The sequence below is a fragment of the Streptomyces nigrescens genome (assembly GCF_027626975.1).
GTDB lineage: Bacteria > Actinomycetota > Actinomycetes > Streptomycetales > Streptomycetaceae > Streptomyces > Streptomyces nigrescens.
Map to the genome: position 1 here is coordinate 5,409,591 of NZ_CP114203.1, position 18,084 is coordinate 5,427,674.

17 protein-coding genes are annotated in these 18,084 nt (G+C 71.8%); 10 read left to right on the top strand and 7 right to left on the bottom strand.

The annotated features are described in order from the left end of the window. Positions 1 to 28 precede the first annotated feature (28 nt). Positions 29 to 637: a flavin reductase family protein gene (locus STRNI_RS24285; RefSeq protein WP_018092288.1), complete on the bottom strand. Its 609-nt coding sequence runs from the start codon at positions 635 to 637 to the stop codon at positions 29 to 31. 220 nt (positions 638 to 857) lie between these two features. Here STRNI_RS24285 and STRNI_RS24290 point away from each other — a divergent pair, with 220 nt between their 5' ends. Both STRNI_RS24290 and STRNI_RS24295 read left to right on the top strand, forming a co-directional pair. After that, positions 858 to 1,442, top strand: a complete 585-nt coding sequence (locus STRNI_RS24290) for an RNA polymerase sigma factor (RefSeq protein ID WP_078518772.1) — start codon at positions 858 to 860, stop codon at positions 1,440 to 1,442. 8 nt (positions 1,443 to 1,450) lie between these two features. After that, entirely contained in the window at positions 1,451 to 2,104 is a 654-nt protein-coding gene (locus STRNI_RS24295; RefSeq protein ID WP_277411984.1) for a hypothetical protein, read from the top strand. A gap of 36 nt (positions 2,105 to 2,140) precedes the next feature. Here STRNI_RS24295 and STRNI_RS24300 read toward each other — a convergent pair whose 3' ends face one another. Together STRNI_RS24300 and STRNI_RS24305 are read right to left on the bottom strand one after the other, a co-directional pair. Continuing rightward, positions 2,141 to 3,001, bottom strand: coding sequence for an enoyl-CoA hydratase/isomerase family protein (locus tag STRNI_RS24300; RefSeq protein WP_274736409.1), 861 nt, complete (start codon positions 2,999 to 3,001; stop codon positions 2,141 to 2,143). A gap of 106 nt (positions 3,002 to 3,107) precedes the next feature. Next, positions 3,108 to 5,363 (bottom strand): acetate--CoA ligase family protein, encoded by a 2,256-nt coding sequence (locus STRNI_RS24305; protein ID WP_277411985.1) that lies wholly within the window; start codon positions 5,361 to 5,363, stop codon positions 3,108 to 3,110. Positions 5,364 to 5,638: 275 nt separating this feature from the next. Here STRNI_RS24305 and STRNI_RS24310 point away from each other — a divergent pair, with 275 nt between their 5' ends. From STRNI_RS24310 to STRNI_RS24320, 3 genes are all read left to right on the top strand, one after another. Further along, positions 5,639 to 5,797: a hypothetical protein gene (locus STRNI_RS24310; protein ID WP_371874868.1), complete on the top strand. Its 159-nt coding sequence runs from the start codon at positions 5,639 to 5,641 to the stop codon at positions 5,795 to 5,797. Positions 5,798 to 5,871: 74 nt separating this feature from the next. After that, positions 5,872 to 6,300 (top strand): Zn-ribbon domain-containing OB-fold protein, encoded by a 429-nt coding sequence (locus tag STRNI_RS24315; protein ID WP_266450692.1) that lies wholly within the window; start codon positions 5,872 to 5,874, stop codon positions 6,298 to 6,300. Positions 6,301 to 6,442: 142 nt separating this feature from the next. Next, on the top strand, positions 6,443 to 6,931 hold the full coding sequence (locus tag STRNI_RS24320; RefSeq protein ID WP_266450694.1) for a GNAT family N-acetyltransferase: 489 nt from the start codon (positions 6,443 to 6,445) through the stop codon (positions 6,929 to 6,931). 133 nt (positions 6,932 to 7,064) lie between these two features. On the opposite strand, the gene STRNI_RS24325 is transcribed toward STRNI_RS24320, so the two are convergent. Both STRNI_RS24325 and STRNI_RS24330 read right to left on the bottom strand, forming a co-directional pair. After that, on the bottom strand, positions 7,065 to 7,799 hold the full coding sequence (locus STRNI_RS24325; RefSeq protein ID WP_277411986.1) for a pyridoxine/pyridoxamine 5'-phosphate oxidase: 735 nt from the start codon (positions 7,797 to 7,799) through the stop codon (positions 7,065 to 7,067). Between the two features lies 1 nt (position 7,800). Continuing rightward, the gene (locus STRNI_RS24330) at positions 7,801 to 9,168 is read right to left on the bottom strand and encodes an FAD-dependent monooxygenase (protein WP_277411987.1); all 1,368 of its coding nucleotides are present in this window, start codon (positions 9,166 to 9,168) and stop codon (positions 7,801 to 7,803) included. Between the two features lie 282 nt (positions 9,169 to 9,450). Here STRNI_RS24330 and STRNI_RS24335 point away from each other — a divergent pair, with 282 nt between their 5' ends. After that, positions 9,451 to 10,224: a VOC family protein gene (locus STRNI_RS24335; RefSeq protein ID WP_018092279.1), complete on the top strand. Its 774-nt coding sequence runs from the start codon at positions 9,451 to 9,453 to the stop codon at positions 10,222 to 10,224. Between the two features lie 111 nt (positions 10,225 to 10,335). On the opposite strand, the gene STRNI_RS24340 is transcribed toward STRNI_RS24335, so the two are convergent. Then, positions 10,336 to 11,520: a thiolase C-terminal domain-containing protein gene (locus tag STRNI_RS24340; protein WP_277411988.1), complete on the bottom strand. Its 1,185-nt coding sequence runs from the start codon at positions 11,518 to 11,520 to the stop codon at positions 10,336 to 10,338. A gap of 414 nt (positions 11,521 to 11,934) precedes the next feature. Between STRNI_RS24340 and STRNI_RS24345 the strand changes: the two genes are divergently transcribed. The 4 genes from STRNI_RS24345 to STRNI_RS24360 all read left to right on the top strand — a co-directional run bounded on the left by STRNI_RS24345 (position 11,935) and on the right by STRNI_RS24360 (position 16,315). Beyond that, complete coding sequence (locus tag STRNI_RS24345) at positions 11,935 to 13,527, top strand: IPT/TIG domain-containing protein (RefSeq protein WP_229838331.1); 1,593 nt, start codon at positions 11,935 to 11,937, stop codon at positions 13,525 to 13,527. 208 nt (positions 13,528 to 13,735) lie between these two features. Further along, positions 13,736 to 14,230: an allene oxide cyclase barrel-like domain-containing protein gene (locus tag STRNI_RS24350; protein ID WP_266445430.1), complete on the top strand. Its 495-nt coding sequence runs from the start codon at positions 13,736 to 13,738 to the stop codon at positions 14,228 to 14,230. Positions 14,231 to 14,447: 217 nt separating this feature from the next. Then, positions 14,448 to 15,845 (top strand): acyl-CoA dehydrogenase family protein, encoded by a 1,398-nt coding sequence (locus STRNI_RS24355; RefSeq protein WP_277411989.1) that lies wholly within the window; start codon positions 14,448 to 14,450, stop codon positions 15,843 to 15,845. Next, positions 15,845 to 16,315, top strand: a complete 471-nt coding sequence (locus STRNI_RS24360; RefSeq protein WP_093639760.1) for a nitroreductase/quinone reductase family protein — start codon at positions 15,845 to 15,847, stop codon at positions 16,313 to 16,315. Before STRNI_RS24355 ends, STRNI_RS24360 begins: the two co-directional genes overlap by 1 nt. Before the next feature lie 228 nt (positions 16,316 to 16,543). On the opposite strand, the gene STRNI_RS24365 is transcribed toward STRNI_RS24360, so the two are convergent. After that, on the bottom strand, positions 16,544 to 17,191 hold the full coding sequence (locus STRNI_RS24365) for a TetR family transcriptional regulator (RefSeq protein ID WP_026170093.1): 648 nt from the start codon (positions 17,189 to 17,191) through the stop codon (positions 16,544 to 16,546). Positions 17,192 to 18,084 lie beyond the last annotated feature (893 nt).

Sequence of the window (18,084 nt, forward strand, 5' to 3'; positions counted from 1 at the left end):
GTCGGTACGCGTCGGCGTACCGCCGCCCTCATGGCCGGAACTGCCCGAAGGCTCCCCGGTGGAAGAGGAGCGGGCCGTCCCCGGCGGCTGCCGGGTCGGTGCCGAGGGCCTCGACCCGGCCGACCACGATGAGATGGTCGCCGCCGGTGTGGACGGCCTGCACCGTGCAGTCGATCCAGGCGGGGACGTCCGCCAGTCGTGGGGAGCCGGTCGCCGGCGCGGCCTTGTAGGGGACGCCGGCGAACTTGTCGCCGCCGCTGACCGCGAACCCGCGGCACAGGTCGCCCTGTCCGGCGCCGAGGATGTTGACGCAGAACACCCCGGCGCGGGCGATCCGCGGCCAGGTGGTCGAGGTACGCGCCACCATGAACGTCACCAGCGGCGGGTCGAGCGAGAGCGAGGCGAAGGACTGGCAGGCGAATCCGGCCGGGCCCGGCTCCCCGGGGGCCGTGATGACCGTGACGCCGCTGGCGAAGTGTCCCAGGACGGAGCGGAATTCTGCCGGGTCCAGAGGGGCGCGCTCGTCCTCGCGTACCGCGCGCAGTGTGGGCCGCGGCAGCGCGGTGGCGGGGGACGGTGCGGCGGCCGTGGTGGGCGCGCCGACGGAGCGTAGGTATCGCACGACCGTGGCCGCCATTCCCGCGTGTCCCATCATGTCTTTATTGAATCTGATGCTGCGTCAGATGTGAAGGTGTGCGGGGCGGGCGCCACCCGCAGGTGTGGTTTCCCGGTCACTCGGGGTGATCTGCGGCGGATTCGGGGGAAATTGGGGGCTGGATTCCTGATTGCGTGTCATCCGCGCGGGTAGCTCCACTCCGGCCGCGTCCGTAGCCGAGCACGGGGGAGAGTTCCGGTACATGGCCGATGCGACATCATCGTCAGCTTCGTCTGCCGCGTCACCCACCTTCGACGAGGTCTTCTGTGGGCTGCTGCCACGGTTGTACCGAAGGGCGGTGATGCTGGCCGGATCGAGGCAGTCCGCGGAGGATGTGGTGCACGAGGCGTATCTCAAACTCGCGGCCCGGCCACAGCGTTTCCTCGCACATCCCGAGCCGTACGCCTACGCCTTCACCGCCGTGCTCAACGTCGCCCGCGACGCCTACCGCAAGGACCGGCGCCAGGTGCTGGTCGACGGTCTGGAGGGCGTCGAGGAGGCCGGTGCGGGAGGTGGCGCCGGTGGGGGCCTCGGTGGGGCGCCCGGCGGCTGGGACGGCGGCGTGGAGCGGCGGCAGGCCGAGATCGAAGCGGTGCGCCTGTTAGGGCAGTTGTCGCACCGGCAGGCCGGCATCGTTATCCTCGTCGACCTCGACGGCTACACCATCGACCAGGCCGCCAAGATAATGAAGGTGCATCGTGGCACCGCCGCCCGCCATCGCGCCCGTGCGCTGGACAGGCTGCGCGCCTACCTCGTTGAATCGGAGCACGGGCAGGCCGGGAGGTGAACGGCACGGTGGGCGTGGGGCCACGCTACGACGGCGGTGCGGGCGGTGCGGGCGGCGACGGCCTGGACCTCGGCGGTGGCCAAGGCGACGGAGCCGGGGACGATGCCGAGGCGCTGCTGCGCGCACGGCTACGGCTCGCGGACGAACAGATCGAGACACCGCCCGGCCTGTGGGACCGCATCAGGGATCCGGGCACGGAGCAGGTACCCGCCGTGGTGCCGCTGTCCCAGAGGCGGCCGCGCATGGTCATGCTCGTGGTGGCGGCGGCGGTGGCCGCGGTGGCGCTGGGGGTGTGGTGGCTGGTGCGTCCCGGGCCCGTCACCCTGCAGCCCGCGGGGCCGCCCCCGACGGTGAAGATAACGGTCCACAACAGCGAGCGGGCCTGCCGCACGGGCCGCTCCCTGGAGTGCGCGCTGCGGCTGGCCAACGACCCGCACGCCAAGTACGCCGAGCGCGGCAATTCCGCCGGCCGGGTCTGGCACGGTGATGCGCTGGCCGCGCGCTGTGTGGTGACGGACGGCCGGATGGTCCGCGACGAAGCGGGCATCACCTCCACCCGCTGGTATCTGGTCACCAGCGGGCAGGGGGTGCGGGGCTGGCTGCCGGGGGTGCGCACGCGGAACACCCGTGAGGTGCCGGAGTGCCCTGCCGGGGTGAAGTAGGCCCGCGGGGGCTCCGGGAACGCGGCCTGGGGAGGGTCACCGTCCCCGGAACGTCGGGTGGCGTCGTGCCACGAAGGAGGCGACCCCCTCCTGTGCGTCGGCCGTCGTCATATTGATCTCCTGCGCGGTGGCCTCGGCGGCGAAGGCCGTGGCCCGGTCGGTGTCGAGCGAGGCGTTGACCAGCTGTTTGGTCAGGGCCAGTGCGCGGGTCGGGCCGGCCGCCAGCCGCTCGGCCCACTCCCGGGCCGTCTTCGCCAGCTCGCCGTCCGGCACGACCCGGTTGACCAGACCCAGCCGCTCCGCTTCGGCGGCCGGTACGGCGTCCCCGAAGAACAGCAGCTCCTTGGCGCGCTGCGGGCCGACCAGCCGTGGCAGGAGGTAGGCGCCGCCGCCGTCCGGGGCCAGGCCGCGGCGGACGAACACCTCGATGAAGCGGGCCGATTCGGCGGCCAGCACCAGATCGCAGGCGAGTGCGAGATGGGCGCCGAGCCCGGCCGCGGTGCCGTTGACGGCGGCGATGACCGGCTTTTCGCAGTCCAGCACCGCCGTGATGAGCCGCTGGGCGCCGTCCCGGATCAGCCGGGCGACATCACCGGCGACCCGTTCACCGGCCGACGGCGAGCCGCGCAGATCGGCGCCGGCGCAGAATCCCTTGCCGGTCGCGGTGAGGACGACGGCCCGCACGTCCGGGTCGGCCGAGGCGTCGGCGAGCCGGCCGATGAGGCGTTCGCGCTGGTCAGGGGTGAGGGCGTTCATCGCGTCCGGCCGGTTGAGGGTGAGCCACGAGACGCCGTTGTCAGTGGTGTGCAGTACCAATGAATCGACGGGTTCCGCGCGGGCGGCGGGCTCGCCGGGCTCGGCAGGGGGAACGGAACCGGGGGACGGTGAGGGTGTCATGGGGGAGCGGCTCCAGAGGGTGCGGTCGGGGTGGTCACGGCGGCGGGCGGTGTGGTGGCCGGGGCTGTGGAGGCGGGCGCGGGCGCGGGTGTGGCTGTGGCTGTGGTCAAGGGCAGACGGCGAGCGCGTCGAGGGCCACGGCGCCCTGTCCGCGCGGCAGCACCACCAGCGGGTTGATGTCCAGCTCGGCCAGTTCGTCACCGAGTTCGAGCGCCATCCGCTGCACTCTCAGGACGACCTCGACCAGTGCGTCGATATCCGCGGGCGGCGCTCCGCGCACACCGTCCAGGAGGGCGCGGCCGCGGAGTTCGTCGAGCATCGCGCGCGCCTGGTCCTCACCGAAGGGCGGTACGCCCACCGCGACGTCCTGCAGGACCTCCACGAGCACCCCGCCGAGGCCGACGGTCACGGTCGGCCCGAAGAGGCTGTCCCGGGTGACGCCGACGACCATCTCGACACCCCGCTCGATCATCTGGCAGACCAGCACCCCGTCCAGCGGGATGTCCTCGTAGCGGGCGATGTCGGTGAGCTCGCGGTAGGCGTCCCTGACCTGGCTGGCCGAGGTCAGATGGACCTTGACCAGGCCGAGTTCGGTCTTGTGCGCGAGCTGCGGCCCGGAGGCCTTCATGACCACGGGATAGCCGACCAGGCTCGCGGCCCGTACGGCCGCCGCCGCGCTGGTCACCAGCTGTTCGCGCGGGACCCGGATGCCGTAGGCGCGCAGCAGCTGCTTCGCCGCGTGCTCGCTGAGCTGCTGGCCCGGCCGCATCAGGGCGTGCGCCTTGCGTGCCGACGGGGACAGGACGCGGGGGGCGTCGTCGAAGGGGGAGCGGTAGCCGTCGACGAAGCGATGGTGGTCGAGATAGGACCGGACCGCGGTGATGCAGTTGGCGAAGGTGCGGAAGGTCGCCACCCGCGTGGAGCCGAGGAGGGTGCGGCGGTAGGCGTCCTCCGTACCGACCGGCGAGCCCCACACCACACACACCAGCTTGTCCGTCTGCTCCGCCGCGTCCACCAGGTCCTGTGCGAGCTTGTCACTCATCGGCGGGAAGGGGCCGGTGATCGGGCAGATCAGTATGCCGATGGAGGGGTCGGCCAGGATCGCGTCGAGGATCTTGCGGCCGCGCCAGTCACCGACCGGGTGACCGCCGTTGTCGACCGGATTGGCGACGTGGAGGTAGTCCGGTATCCACTGGTGGAGTTCGGCCTGCTTGGCGGCGCCGAGCGTGGGCAGCCGCAGGCCGGCCGCGGTCGCCAGATCGGCGAAGTGGGCGCCGGTGCCACCGGAGATCGAATAGACGGCGACGCCCTCGGCGGTGGGCTTCCTGGCGCGGGCCAGCAGCGCCGCGGTGTCCTGCAGCTCGTCGAGCCCGTCCACCCGGATCACCCCGAACTGCCGCATCGCGGCGTCCACGACCTCGTCCGCGCCGGTGAGCTTGCCGGTGTGCGAGGCGGCCGTCCGGGCGCCGGTCTCGGTGCGGCCGACCTTGACGGCGACGACGGGCACCTTGTTGCGGGCGGCGCGATCGGCGGCCAGCAGAAAGCTGCGGCCGTCCTTGAGGCCTTCCACATACGCGGCGATGGCACCGACCTCGGGCCGGGTGGCGAAGTAGGAGAGGAAGTCGGCGGTCTCCAGGTCGGCCTCGTTGCCGGTGGGGGCCCAGTGCGAAAGGCGGATGCCCAGTTCCTGGAGGCTGAAGACGGGGCGGCCCTGGTGGCCTGACTGGGTGATGAGGGCGATCGCCGGCCCGTCCAGGTCCGTACGGAATTTCTCGAAGGCGTTGAGGTTGGTGTTCGGGCCGAGCAGCCGCAGGCCGGAGCGGGCGACGGCCTCGGCCAGCCGGTCCTGGGCGGCCGCACCGCGCTCGCCGGTCTCGGCGAACCCGGAGGCGAAGGCCACCGCGAACTTCACCTTGGCCTCGGCGAGTTGCTCGATGACCGGCAGCGGGTCGCCGACCAGGAGGACCGCGAGATCGACGGGTTCCGGCAGGTCGGCGACGCCGGCATGGCAGGGCCGCCCGAAGACCTCGGTGCGTCCCGGGTTGACGGGGTGGAGCCGGGCACCGACCCGTTCCGCCCAGGCGATCAGCTGACGGGTGATGCCGGTGTTGGGGCGGCCCTCGCGGTCCGAGGCGCCGATCACCGCCACGGACTCGGGCCGGAAGAACCGGTCCAGGTCGGGCACCGGAGCGTGCAGTGGGCGGCCGCTGACATCCCGGTCGACGGGGCAGGCGCCCTGTCCCCCGCCGTCGCGGTGCGGTTCACTCATACCGTGGACGGTGTGTGGTGGTTGCTCCCCACAGGCCACGACGCGGGCCGGCCGGGAGTGAGTGGTGAGGGTGCCGTGAGTCGATCCAAGCATCGCAGACGCCCGCTCCTGTGTGACGGCTCTCCAATAGCTGACGCATAGTCAGATTCTTAGATTACTGAACTGACGCCATGTCAGGAATGGTTCTGCAAGGGAAAGGTTGCGCGCCTCCGGCTGCCGTGGAACGCGGGTGAGTCGCGCCGGGCCCCTTGCGCACCCGGTCCGCTTCGGCTGAACTGACGTACCGTCAGGGGTGAGTGGGGTGACTGTCCGGCGCGTGTACGGCGCCGGGACCCGACGCCCGGTACGGCAGCGGGAGGGTGTGCGGGATGCAGACGAGCTGGCTCGGTGGGGCTCCGGTGCTGATGAGCCATGACGGGGCGGAGCACGGGAGGAACGCCATGACGGCGCCGATCTCCCTCGTCGCCCTGTTCGCGATGAGCCGGCAGGCAGGGGCGTTCGGCGAGGTGCTGGGGGTGTTCCGGTGACGGCTGGGGTTGGGGCCGGGGCCGGTGCCGTGGGGAGGGGTGCGGCTGCGGGGGCGGCGGGGGCGCGGAGCGCCGTGCGGTTCGATCTGCCGGAGGTGGATGCCTTCACCCGGCCGTACTGGGACGCGGCGGCCGAGGGGCGGCTGCTGCTGCGCCGCTGCCGGGCCGAGGGCTGCGGTGCTGCCCACCACTATCCGCGCGAGTTCTGCCCGTACTGCTGGAGCGAGGACGTCGGCTGGGAGCCGGCCACCGGCCGCGCCACCCTCTACACCTGGTCCGTCGTGCACCGTAACGATCTCCCGCCGTTCGGCGACCGGGTCCCGTACGTCGCGGCCGTGGTCGACCTCGCCGAGGGCCCCCGGATGATGACCGAGATCATCGACTGCCCGGAGCGGGAGCTGCGGATCGGGATGCCGCTCGTGGTCCACTTCCGGGGGGCGGACGAGGGCAACGCCGGGGGAGAGGGCACCGCGGTCGCCATCCCCGTCTTCCGTCCGGCGTGAACAACCACCGGCACACCCGGCGCCCCGGCACACCCGGCGCCCCGGCACCCTCGGCGCCCCGGCGCCCCGGAGCTCCAGCCCCCGCCCCCGCCCCCGGCGAATTCCGGTGGCGGGCCGGCCGGGCCCGAGGCATGCTGTGGCCGTGCTGATCCGTGAGGCGACCGCGGCCGACTGGCCCGCCATCTGGCCCTTCTTCCACACCATCGTGGCGGCCGGGGAGACCTACACCTATCCGCGGGACCTCGACGAGGCCACGGGCCGCGAGATGTGGCTGCTGACACCGCCCGGCCGCACGGTCGTCGCCGTCGACGACTCCGGCACCGTCCTCGGTACGGCCAAGATGAACCCCAACCACATGGGCGGCGCCTCGCATATCGCCAGCGCCAGCTTCATGGTCGATCCGCAGCACGCCGGACGCGGCGTCGGCCGGGCCCTGGGGGAGCACGTGCTGGCCTGGGCCCGCGCCGAGGGCTATCGCGCGATGCAGTTCAACGCCGTGGTGGAGACCAACACCGGTGCCGTCGCGCTGTGGGAGTCCCTGGGGTTCCAGATCATGACGACCCTCCCCGAGGGCTTCCTGCACCCCACCAAGGGCTATGTGGGGCTGCACATCATGTATCAGCAGCTGTGAAGGCGGAGCGGGCGGCGCTCGGTCCGCCCGGTGCGCTCGGTCCACTCTGCGCACTCGCTCCGCCCGGTCCGCCCGGTCCGCCCAAGCCAGCCGAGCCGCCCGGTCCGCCCGAGCCGCCCGGTCCGCCACCGCCTCACGGCCAGAGCAGCTCCTGCGCCCAACGCCCGTTCTCGTAGCGATAGTTGAGCCGTACGTGACGGCGCTGCGCATCGCCCTGGAAGAACTCGACCTCCTCGGGGTGCAGCACATACAGCGTCCAGCTCGGCACCGGCGCCTCCGGCTCGCGCCGGGCGCGCTCCCAGGCCGCCTCCGAGGCGCGCGCCAGCTCCTGTGCCGAGCCGAGTACCTCGCTCTGCCGGCCGACCAGTGCCGCGGCCAGCGCGCCCGTGGAGCGGCGGTGCAGATCGGCGGCGCTCTCCTCGGGGCCCGCCGCGGTCACCGGCCCGTGGACCCGCACCTGGCGGCCGACCGCCGGCCAGTAGAAGCCGAGCGCCGCCCGCGGACGTTCGGCCAGTTCGCGGCCCTTGCGGCTGCCGCGGTGCGAGGCGAAGTGCCAGCCGCGCTCATCGGCGTCGTGCAGCATCAGGGTCCGTACGGAGGGGACACCGGCCGCGTCCGCCGTGGCGAGCGTCATGGTGTGCGGCTCGGGGACACCGGCCTCGGCGGCCTCCCGCAGCCACTGCCGGAACAGTGGGAGCGGTTCGGCCGGGGCCGTCGCCGGGTCGAACGACGGCAGTTCGACGTCCCAGACCCGCAGCCCGCGCAGCAGCTCGCGGAACGCCTGCGATTCCGCGTCGTCGGAGTGGTGCGCCGGGGCGTCGGCGGGTGCGGCGTCCGGGGAGTCCTGGTGCGCGGGGTGATCGGTCATGTCAGGCAGCGTACGTCGGGCGTCCGGCGGCCGGAGCGCGACCGGTGGCGGCGGCCGGGGCCGGATGGTCCTGGAGGGTGATCGCGTGGGCGCCGCGCTGGACGTCCTCGGCGATCTTCTTCGCGACCAGGTTCTTCCACGGCATGTGCGGCAGGATCCGCATCATCAGATGCCGGAACCGGATCTGCCGCCGGGAGTCCGCTGTCATTTCCTTGGCGAACTTCGCCGCCAGCGCATGGTTGACCGCGACATAGCCGCGCATCTCCTTCTCGTAGCGGTCGAACGCCTCCTCGGGGCCGCGGCTTGCCTCCGCAAGCGCTCCGGCCAGCACATACGCGCCGACCAGCGCCATCCCCGTGCCCTGCCCGGACGCCGGTGAGGCGCAGTGCGCGGCGTCCCCGAGCAGCACCACCCGGCCGCGCGACCAGCGGTCCATCTCGATCAACTGCAGCCCGTCGAAGTAGAAGTCGTCCGCCTCGCGGGCCGCTTCGAGCAGCCGTGGGACCTCCGTCCATCCTTCGGACGGGGAGACGCCCACACCCTTGAACGCGGCCTCCAGCAACGCCAGTTGCTCTGCCGGTTTGCGGTGGTCGTAGGCCAGCCGCGGTGAGCGGAAGGTGAGCATGCCCTTGGCCGCCGGGTCGCCGGCCGAGCTGTAGACGCTGATCAGCTTGCCGGGTACGGCGTGGTACAACTCCTCGCGTTCCAGGCCGAGTTCGTTCGGCAGGGAGAACGCGGAGATATACGCCCCGAGGTGCCGTACGAACTGCTCCTCCGGGCCGAAGGCCAGCCGCCGGACGTTCGAGTGCAGCCCGTCCGCGCCGACGACGAGGTCGAAGCGGCGGGGCGCGCCGCGCTCGAAGGTGACCTCGACGCCGCCGGTGTCGTGGCCCGCGCGTCCCTGGCGGCCGTCGCGGTGATCGTCGTGGCGCCCGTCCGGCCGCTCGGTGAGGGATGTGATCGAGTCGCCGAAGACGTACTCGACATCGGACCGGGTGCGTTCGTGGAGGATGCGCGCCAGATCGCCCCGCATGATCTCGTCGTCCCGGCCGAGTCGGGCGCCGAAGATGCCGGCAGGGAGGGTGGCGATCCGCTTGCCGTCGTCGTTCACATACGCGCCGGTCCGCATGTCCGTACTGGCGCGCTGGATGTCCTCCAGGATTCCCATCCGCGCGGCGACCTCGACGGCCGCACCCCGGATGTCGACCTTGTAGCCGCCGGTCCGCAGCTCGGGGGCGCGCTCGACGACGGTCACCGCGAAGCCGTAGCGGTGCAGCCAGTGGGCGAGCGCCGGGCCGGCGATGCTCGCGCCGGAGATCAGCACGGTCCGGGGCCTGGTGCGGGGGGGCGGCGAAACGGTGCCGGACATGGCGGGGGTTCCTTTCGGGGTCGTGGTGCTCCTGCCTGCGCTGCGCCACGCGGCCGTGGCGCTCGGTCGTGGTGCACTCGCCGACCGGTGACCCGACTATACGAACGTCTTAAACACTTGTCTATGACGTTTGTTCATAACGCTCGCTCCTGCAGGGCGCCCGCCTGCGGTCGCGCTGCCCATTGCCGTCCTGCCTGTTGTCCGCTGCCGCTCTAGGACACGTCCTGTCCTAGAGGCGCACTAACGTCGGTTGCGGGCAATGTCACCGCGAAGGAGCAGACGTTGAGCGAGATCAGCATCAATCAGCCGCTCGGAACGCCGACTTGGATCGATCTCGGGGTCCCCGACCTCGACCGGGCGAAGGAGTTCTACGGCGCGCTGTTCGGCTGGGAGTACGAGGAGCGGTCGGCGGCGACCGGCCCCTTCACCCTGTGCCTGCTGCGCGGCCGGCGGGTGGCGGCGCTGCGGTCCGTCTCCGCCGCGGACGTCGAGGGGGAGTCCTGGTGGCTGCCCTATCTGGCCACGGACGACTGTGACGCGGTGGCCGAGCGGATCGTCGAGTGCGGCGGTGCGGTGGCGGTGCCGCCCTCGGATGTGGCGGGCCTGGCCCGTACGGCCGTCATGACGGATCCGGTCGGCGCCCGCTTCGGCCTCTGGCAGGGACGTAAGCTGCCGGGCTGTGAGCTGGTGAACGAGCCCGACACCCTGATCCGCAACGACCTCGCGTCCCCGGACCCCGAGCCCGCCCGCCGCTTCTACAGCACCGTCTTCGACTTCACACTCGACGGCAACGACGACCTCCCGGACTTCGACTTCACCTTCCTGCGCCGGCCCGACGGCCATGAGATCGGCGGTGTCTTCGGCGACCCCACGGCCCGCGCCTCCCGCTGGCAGACCGTGTTCGAGGTGGCGGACACGGACGAAGTGGCGGCCCGCGCCGTCGCCGCCGGCGGAACGGCCGGCACCCCCGAGGACGCCCCGTACGCCCGCATGGCCGCGCTCACCGACCCCTTCGGCACGGCCTTCAGTATCGGCACCCGACCGGCCACCGACTGATCAACGGTCGGTCTCCCGGGCTCCCTTGAGGCCCCGGCGCCGGGCCCGCTCGCGAGTCTCCGCCGGGGCTCCCGCCGGGCCCGGCCTCCCGAGGCCGTCGCGGGCCCCGCCTCACCCCCGCCCCAACACCACCGTCCCCGACGAACAGAACCAGCCGCCCGTGCCCGAGGCGACCGCGAGGTGGGGCAGCCGGCCGTCGGGTTTGCGTACCTGGCGGTCCGGGCCGGCCTCGCCGCGGAGCTGGCGTACCGCCTCGACCAGCAGGAAGAGTCCCCGCATGCCGGGGTGGCAGGCGGCCAGTCCGCCGCCGTCGGTGTTGACCGGCAACTCGCCGTCCCGCAGCAGCCGCCCCTCCCCGACGAACGCGCCGCCCTCACCCTTGGCGCAGAAGCCCAGGTCCTCCAGCGTCACCAAGGTCATGTAGGTGAAGGCGTCATAGAGCTCGGCGAGGTCGATCTCGGCGGGGCGGACCCCGGCGCGGGCGAAGGCCAGCCGGCCGGAGACCGCCGCGGGGGAGACGGTGAAGTCGTCCCACTCCGACATGGTGGTGTGCGACACCGCGGTGCCCGAACCGAGCACCCATACCGGGGGTTTGGCCAGGTCCGGGACGTAGTCCTCGGCGACGAGCAGGACCGCGCAGCCGCCGTCGGAGCGGATGCAGCAGTGCAGTTTGGTGAACGGGTCGGCGATCACCGGCCCGCCCAGGACATCGTCGACGGTGATCGGGTCGCGGTACATGGCGTCCGGGTTGGCCGCCGCGTTGGCGCGTGCCTGGACCGCGACCTGGGCCAACTGCTCCAGGGTGGTGCCGTATTGGTGCATATGGCGGCGGGCGGCCATGGCGTATTTGGCGATCAGGGTGTGCCCGTAGGGGACCTCGAACTGGAGCGGGCCACGGGTGCCGAAGGAGAGGTTCGAGGTGCGGCGCTTGGCCTTGATGTCGGCGCGGGCGGTGGAGCCGTAGACGAGGAGTACGGCGTTGGCATGGCCGGCGGCGATCGCGTCGGCGGCGTGCGCGGCGAGCACTTCCCAGGTGGCGCCGCCGACCGCGGTCGAGTCGACCCAGGTGGGGTGCAGGCCCAGATATTCGGCGACCTCGACGGGTGCGAGGGTGCCCAGACCGGCCGAGGCGAAGCCGTCGATCACCGACCGGTCCAGCCCGCTGTCGGCGAGTGCCCGGCGGGCGGCCTGGGCGTGCAGGGCGTACGGGGTGGCCTGGTCCACGCGTCCGCAATCGGACAGGGCGACTCCGGCGACGGCGACCTTGCGATTCCCGTAAGCGGTCCCTGAAGACATGAATCTGACGGTACATCAGATATGGCATGACGGGCAGGGCGCGGAGTGCGACTCCGGGCGGCCGGCCCCGACGCGCGGTGGCCGGAATGCGTCCCCCGCCGCGCAGCGCCCGTACCGTCCGAGGGAGCCGGACTTAAAGCGATTATCGGAGAATCGGAGATATGTGGTGGCCTTTAAAAGGTTTCCTGGGGAGGGTATTCTCACATCGCTTTGTGCATTTCGCCGGCCGCTCCAGGCCGGTTGACTGCTCGCTGTTTGCCCATACGGCGGAGCAGACATTTCCGTGTGCGGGACAAGATCGTCCCGCCTGCCTCAGGGAGTGTCATGTTCGCCTTTACGTCAGACATTCCGGCGCCTGCTCAGGTGCGGGATTCAGAATTACGCGCCGCTTTTGCGGCAGGCGCCGTCATTCCTGTGGGTGTGCTGCCCCAGGGAATTACCCTTTCGCCCGGCGGGGCCCGCGCCTATGTCGCCAACCGCGGCTCGGACACGGTCAGTGTGATCGATACCGCCACTGACACCGTTACGGCCACCATCCCCACAGGAGCCGGTCCCGACTACGTGGCGATCAGCCCGGACGGCACCCGCGGCTATGTGACCGTCTCCGGTGCCGGTCTCGTCAGCGTGCTCGACACCGCCACGAACGCCCTCGTCGCGGACATCCCCGTAGGTGACGGGCCAACGGTGGCGGCGGTCACCCCGGACGGCACCCGCGTCTACGTGACACAGCAGGCCGGCACCACGGTGAGTGTGATCGACGCGGCCACCAACACGGTCACCGACACGGTTCCCGTCGGGGCCGGGGGGACCGGCGTGGTCATCACGCCGGACGGGACCCGCGCCTACGTGGCGTGCTTCTCGGGCAGCGTCAGCGTGATCGATACCGCCACGAACACCGTCACCACGACGATTACGGCCGGCGATGTCCCCATCCTGCTGGCGCTCAACCCCGACGGGTCCCGCCTCTATGTGACCAATGCCGGCAGTTCCACGGTGAGTGTGGTCGACACCGCCACCAACGCCGTCATCGCCACCGTCGGCGTCAGCGCCCAGCCGCGCTTCCTGGCGGTGAGCCCGGACGGCGCCCATGTGTTCGTGGCGAATGCCTTCCCGGACACGGTGAGTGTGATCGAAACCGCCACCCACACCGTCGTCGAGAACATCGGGGTGGGGGCCGGCCCCACCGGCCTCGCGGTCTTTCCCGACGGGACGCACGCCTATGTGGTCAACGCCGAGGCCAACACCGTCGGCGTGATCGCGACGACCGTGATTCCCGACCAGGGGTCCACGGCGGGCGGCGCCACCGTGACGGTGACCGGCCACCACCTGGCCAACGCCACCGCCGTGCGCTTCGGCACCGCCCAGGCCGCCGTCACCGCCAATACGGATACCTCGCTGACCGTCACCAGCCCCGCCGGGGGCGGTGTCGTCCCCGTGACGGTCACCACCCCGGGTGGGACCGGCTTCCTCGGAACCTTCTACTACGTGCCGTTGCCCGCCCTCACCGGCATCAGCCCCGCCGCGGGGCCCGTCGGTGGCAGTGACGACGAGATCGTCATCACCGGCCGCAACCTCTCCGGGGCGATCAATGTGTACTTCGGCTCCACCCGTGCCGTGATCCAGAGCGTCTCCGACACCCAGGTCACCGTCCGGGCCGCCGGTGCACCGGGGCCGGGCGGCGTCGCCGTCACCGTGATCACCGCCGGCGGGAGCGCCGTTGGGCTGACCTACACCTACGTCAGCCAGCCCACCGTCACCGATATCAGTCCCAACACGGGACCGACCTCCGGCGGCACCATCGTGACGATCACCGGCACCGGCCTGGCCTACACCGAGCAGGTCACCTTCAACGGCGTCCTGGCGCCCTTCGAGGTCGTCTCGGACACCAGCGTGGTCGCCACGTCCCCGCCCAGCGGCGCCGCAGGCCCCGTCACCGTCATGGTCACCGGCCCCGACGGCAGCACCCCCTCCGGCGGATTCACCTACGTCGCCGACCCCGACATCTGATCCACCCGGGCACGCCGAACGGCCGGCCGGGCGGACCCGGCCGGCCGGTGCGGCACCGGCACACCGAGTTCCGGCCGACCGGAATCCCGGCCGACGGGCCGGGCGGGAGTCGCGGGGTCATGCCGTCCACGCGCCATCGGTCCGGGAAGCAAGGCACCTCACGGCACAGCGTCAGTGAAATTCCCTTCCAGTCCCAGAGGAGAAAACTGTGCGTCACTTCAAGCAGGTTCTGCTGAGCGCGGCCACCGGACTGTCGGCCATCCTTTTCTGCGCACCCGCGGCATCGGCCGCCGGCGCCGATTCCTTTCCCCCGGGAGAGACCGTATTCCAGCTGGTCGCCAAGCAGACTCAGGGAACCTTCGTCGATGTGGACGGCTCGTCCGGGCCCAGCCAGGGCGACGAATTCGTCATCAGCGGGAATCTCTTCCGCGGCGCCCTCCAGGTCGGCACCTACGGTGAGATCTGCACGCTGACCCGGACCGCCCCGGCCGACGAGTTCGACCTCCAGTGCGCGGCCGACCTCACGCTTCCCCTGGGGCAGCTCACCGCGCAGGGCCGGTTCACCGTCACAGCCGCCGGCCCCGGCAACATCGACCTCGCGATCACCGGAGGCACCGGGCGCTACCGCACCGCCCACGGCTCCGTCCACGCCGTCAACGTCAGTGACACGGAGACGAACCTCACCGTCCACCTCATCCGCTGACCGGGCAGCGGCCCGAGGGAGCCGGGTCACGGCGACGTGACCCGGCTCCGCCCTGCCTGCGGCGTGTCCTGAGCCTTCGTTCCCCGGCGGCGGCCGTGACTTGCGAACCCGCCCTAGGAAAGTGCACCCCCCGTCCCTACTATGACGGCCCGTCAGATCGGAAGCGGGGGCCCGTCGACCGGACGGGCGTTGTCGCACGGCCGGGAGGAGCCCGCCGATGGATGCCGCGTTCACCGAGGAGCAGCACGAAATCCGCCGTACGCTGCGCGAACTGCTGCTCAAACGCTGCGGTCCGGACGAGGTCAAGGCGGCGGTACGCACCCCGGCGGGGTACGACACACAGCTGTGGCAGCAGCTCGCCGGCCGGCTCGGCCTGCCCGGTCTGGCGCTGCCCACGGCGTACGGAGGGGTGGGCTGCGGGCCCACCGAACTCGCCCTGGCCTGCGAGGAAACCGGCCGCGCCGTCCTTCCCTCACCTCTGATAGCGACCGCCGCGCTGGCCGCCCCGCTGATCCTCGCGCTGGGCAGCGAGCGCCAGCGCACCGCACTGCTGCCGGCCCTCGCCGCCGGGGAGCTGACCGCGACGCTGGCCGTGCCGGGCGGCCGGCTCGCCACCGCAGTGGCCCTGACCGGGCCGAACGACGGCGGCTGGGCGGGCGGCGGCCGGGCCGGCGGAATCCAGGCGAGGAGGGCGCCGCAGGAGGGCGAGGCCGTCCCGTCGAAGAACGGCGGGCGGCCGGCGGGCGGTGGCTGGCGGCTGTACGGGGAGGCCGGGCAGGTGCTCAACGGGCACACCGCGGAGGTGCTGGTGGTGGCCGCGCACACCGGTGGGTTCGCGAAGGGCCGCACCCTGCTCTTTCTCGTACGGGCGGCGGCGGGCGGGGGCGAGGCCCGGCCCGGCGCGGCGCCCGGTGTGCCCGGTCTGCTGCGGACCCGGCAGACCGCACTGGACGAGACCCGGCCGCAGGCGCGCCTCGAACTGCGCGACGTACCGGCCGAGTTGCTGGGGGAGGGGGAGGGCGGCGAGGCGGCGGTGGCCGGGGCGCTCGCCGCGACGGGGGTGACGGCGGCCGCGGCACTGGCCGCCGAGGCGGTCGGCGCGGCCGATGCGGCGCTGGCCCGTACCGTCGCCCATGTCCAGCAGCGTGAGCAGTTCGGCCGGCCCATCGGCTCCTTCCAGGCGGTCCAGCACCGGCTCGCCGATCTGTATGTGCGGCTGCAGGCGGCCCGCTCGGCGGCGTACTACGCGGCCTGGTCGGCGGGCCGCGGGCCGTCCGCGCCCGGGGGCGCCGCCGGCCCGTACGGGGCGGCCGAGCCCGGGGTGGGGGCGCTGGCGCTCGCGCAGACACTGGAGAGCCTGCGGGCGGTGGCGGCCGAGGCGGTGCAGCTGCACGGCGGCATCGGCTTCACCTGGGAACACGAGGCGCATCTGTACTTCAAGCGCGCGGCCTGCGACGAGCTGCTGCTGGGACCCGTGCACCGGCTGCGCGCGCGGGCCGCGGAGGAGGCGGGGCTGTTCCCGGACGGGGCGGAGGAGCCGGACGGGGCGGGGAAGCCGGGCGGGAGCGGGGAGCCGGCCGGTGCGCCGGGCCGTACGGCGGCGGTGGAGGTCTGATGCCGCCGGGTGAGCGGTTGCTCATGAAGATCTCCGCGACCCGTGCGTTCGCCCGGACCGCGCCGTATGTCATCCCCGCCCTGGACCGTGCGGTACACCGGCTGACCCGCGGAAAGGTGCTGCTCAGCGCCCGGATGCTGCCCGGTGTGGTGCTGACCGCGACCGGCGCCAGGAGCGGGCTGCCGCGGCGTACTCCGCTGGCGTGCGTACCGGAGGACGGCGGCAGCTGGCTGCTGGTCGGCAGCAATTTCGGGCGGCCGGGGCATCCGGCCTGGACCGGGAATCTGCTCAGGAATCCGGAGGCCGAGGTGAGTTGGCGGGGCCGGGACATTCCGGTGCGGGCCCGGCTGCTGACCGGTGAGGAGCGGGCGCGGGCATGGCGGGCGGCGCTGGCGCTCTGGCCTCCGTACGCCGCGTATCAGGCACGGGTGACGCGGGAGATCCGGCTGTTCCGGCTGGAGCGGCGCTGAGCGGGCCGGTGCGCAAGGGGGCGTCGACCCTGCCCGGGCCGGTGCGCCGCATACGCGCAGCGGGCGCCGTGCCGAACCCCGGAGGGGCCGCGCGGCGCCCGCTGCGTGTGGTGTACAGCTATGGCAGGACGGACACAGGACCGACGGCGAACCGTCCCGGGAGCACCGGGACTTCGAGGCGCGGCAGCTTCTCCGGCCGCTTCCCCGACTGCTGTCGCGGTTACTTCGTTATTTGGTCGGCTTCTTTCCGGTGACGCCGAGGTGCACCAGCAGCGCCAGATTCGGCTTGAGCTCGGCCTGTTTGACGCCCCAGCTCTGGAAGCCCTTCTGGTGCGCGGCAACCGCGGCCAGCATCGCGACGATCGAACCGGCGATGGCGGCCGGGCTCACGTCCTTGTCGACCTTGTTCTTGCTCTGGAGTTCCTTGATGGAGTCCGTAAGGGAGTTGGTGACGGCATTGAGGATCTTCATGCGGATCTTGTAGAAACGCTTGTCGCCCTCGGCCGCACCCAGGTCGATGACGCGCAGAATCGCGTCGTGCTTCCGCCAGAAGGAGAGAAAGCCCTCGACCAGATCCTCCGCGGCCTGCCAGGCGGATTTGCCCACCCAGGAGCGTCCGGCGACAAGATCGGTCAGAGTGGCGCCTTCTTTGGCCATCTCCTCGGCGATTTCGAGGACGGCGCCCTCGACGTCCGGGAAGTACTGATAGAACGTTGCGGGTGAAGTCCCCGCTTTTCGGGCTACATCGATGACCTTGACGTCCCGATAGGGGGACGAACTGAGCATTTCACTGAGGCAGTCGAGAAGCTTTTGCCGCGTCGCCTGTCCGCGGCGGCCGGCAACTCTGCCGTCGACGGTTCGAACTTGTCCTGTCATGCCGTCAGCTTACCGAGGGGTGATCGGAGCGCGATTTGGCTGCCTGCAAATGGGGATGGGGGAGTTAGGGGTGCGTGGCCCCGGGGAGTGCCCTGGTGGCGGGCCCGCGCGCGATCACGGCTTGTATGGCGCCGCTTGGTCCGAACCGGTGAACGGTGTTATCAACAGCCTGTGGACAACTTTGGTGGATAAGTGGTCACCCTCCGTGCAGCAAGTGCACGACGATGGCCGTCAGTTGAACTTCACCCCTACTCCTCCGCCGACTCCGCCGCCCCCTTCGGGCCTCACGGGAATCGGCCCTGCGTTCGAATTGCCGTCGCGCATACTTCGCGAACCGGCGCTAGCGTGGGCATATGGCCGCCGTGGCGGCCGGCGCTGTGCGCTGCCCGCACGTCAATCAAGGCGCCACGCCAGGTGCGATGCCGCCGAAATGACCTTCGAACGCGCAGAATTGGGGCGTGGGGCCGGGAGCGACGACGGGGAGGGCAGGGCCGGTGGGGGGTGAGTGTGTGCGGTCGGCGGAAAGGCATGATTTCGGCCACCGCGGCCACCGGATGCCCCAGAGGCTCAACCGTTCCCCTGAGGTGCGCGTCAAACGGAATGGTGAACGTCCATATATCGGGCGGTGCCGCGCGCAGGGGAGCCGCAACCGGCCGGTAACCCGCTCGGCAATCGCCCGTCGCTGGACGTATCGGAGCACGTCAGGCGGGGTGGGGTGACGTCGGGTAACAGGCCCGGTGCGGGCTACGGGGGGTATGCCGTGACACGGCGGACAGGCCCCGGGTTCGCAACCGTCGGCTCGGCCAGGAAGAATCAGCACGCGTACGGCCGTTTCGGCCAGGCGGTGAGCGCTGCACGGGGCAGTGGCTCTCGGCGGCTCGTGGCTATTGAGA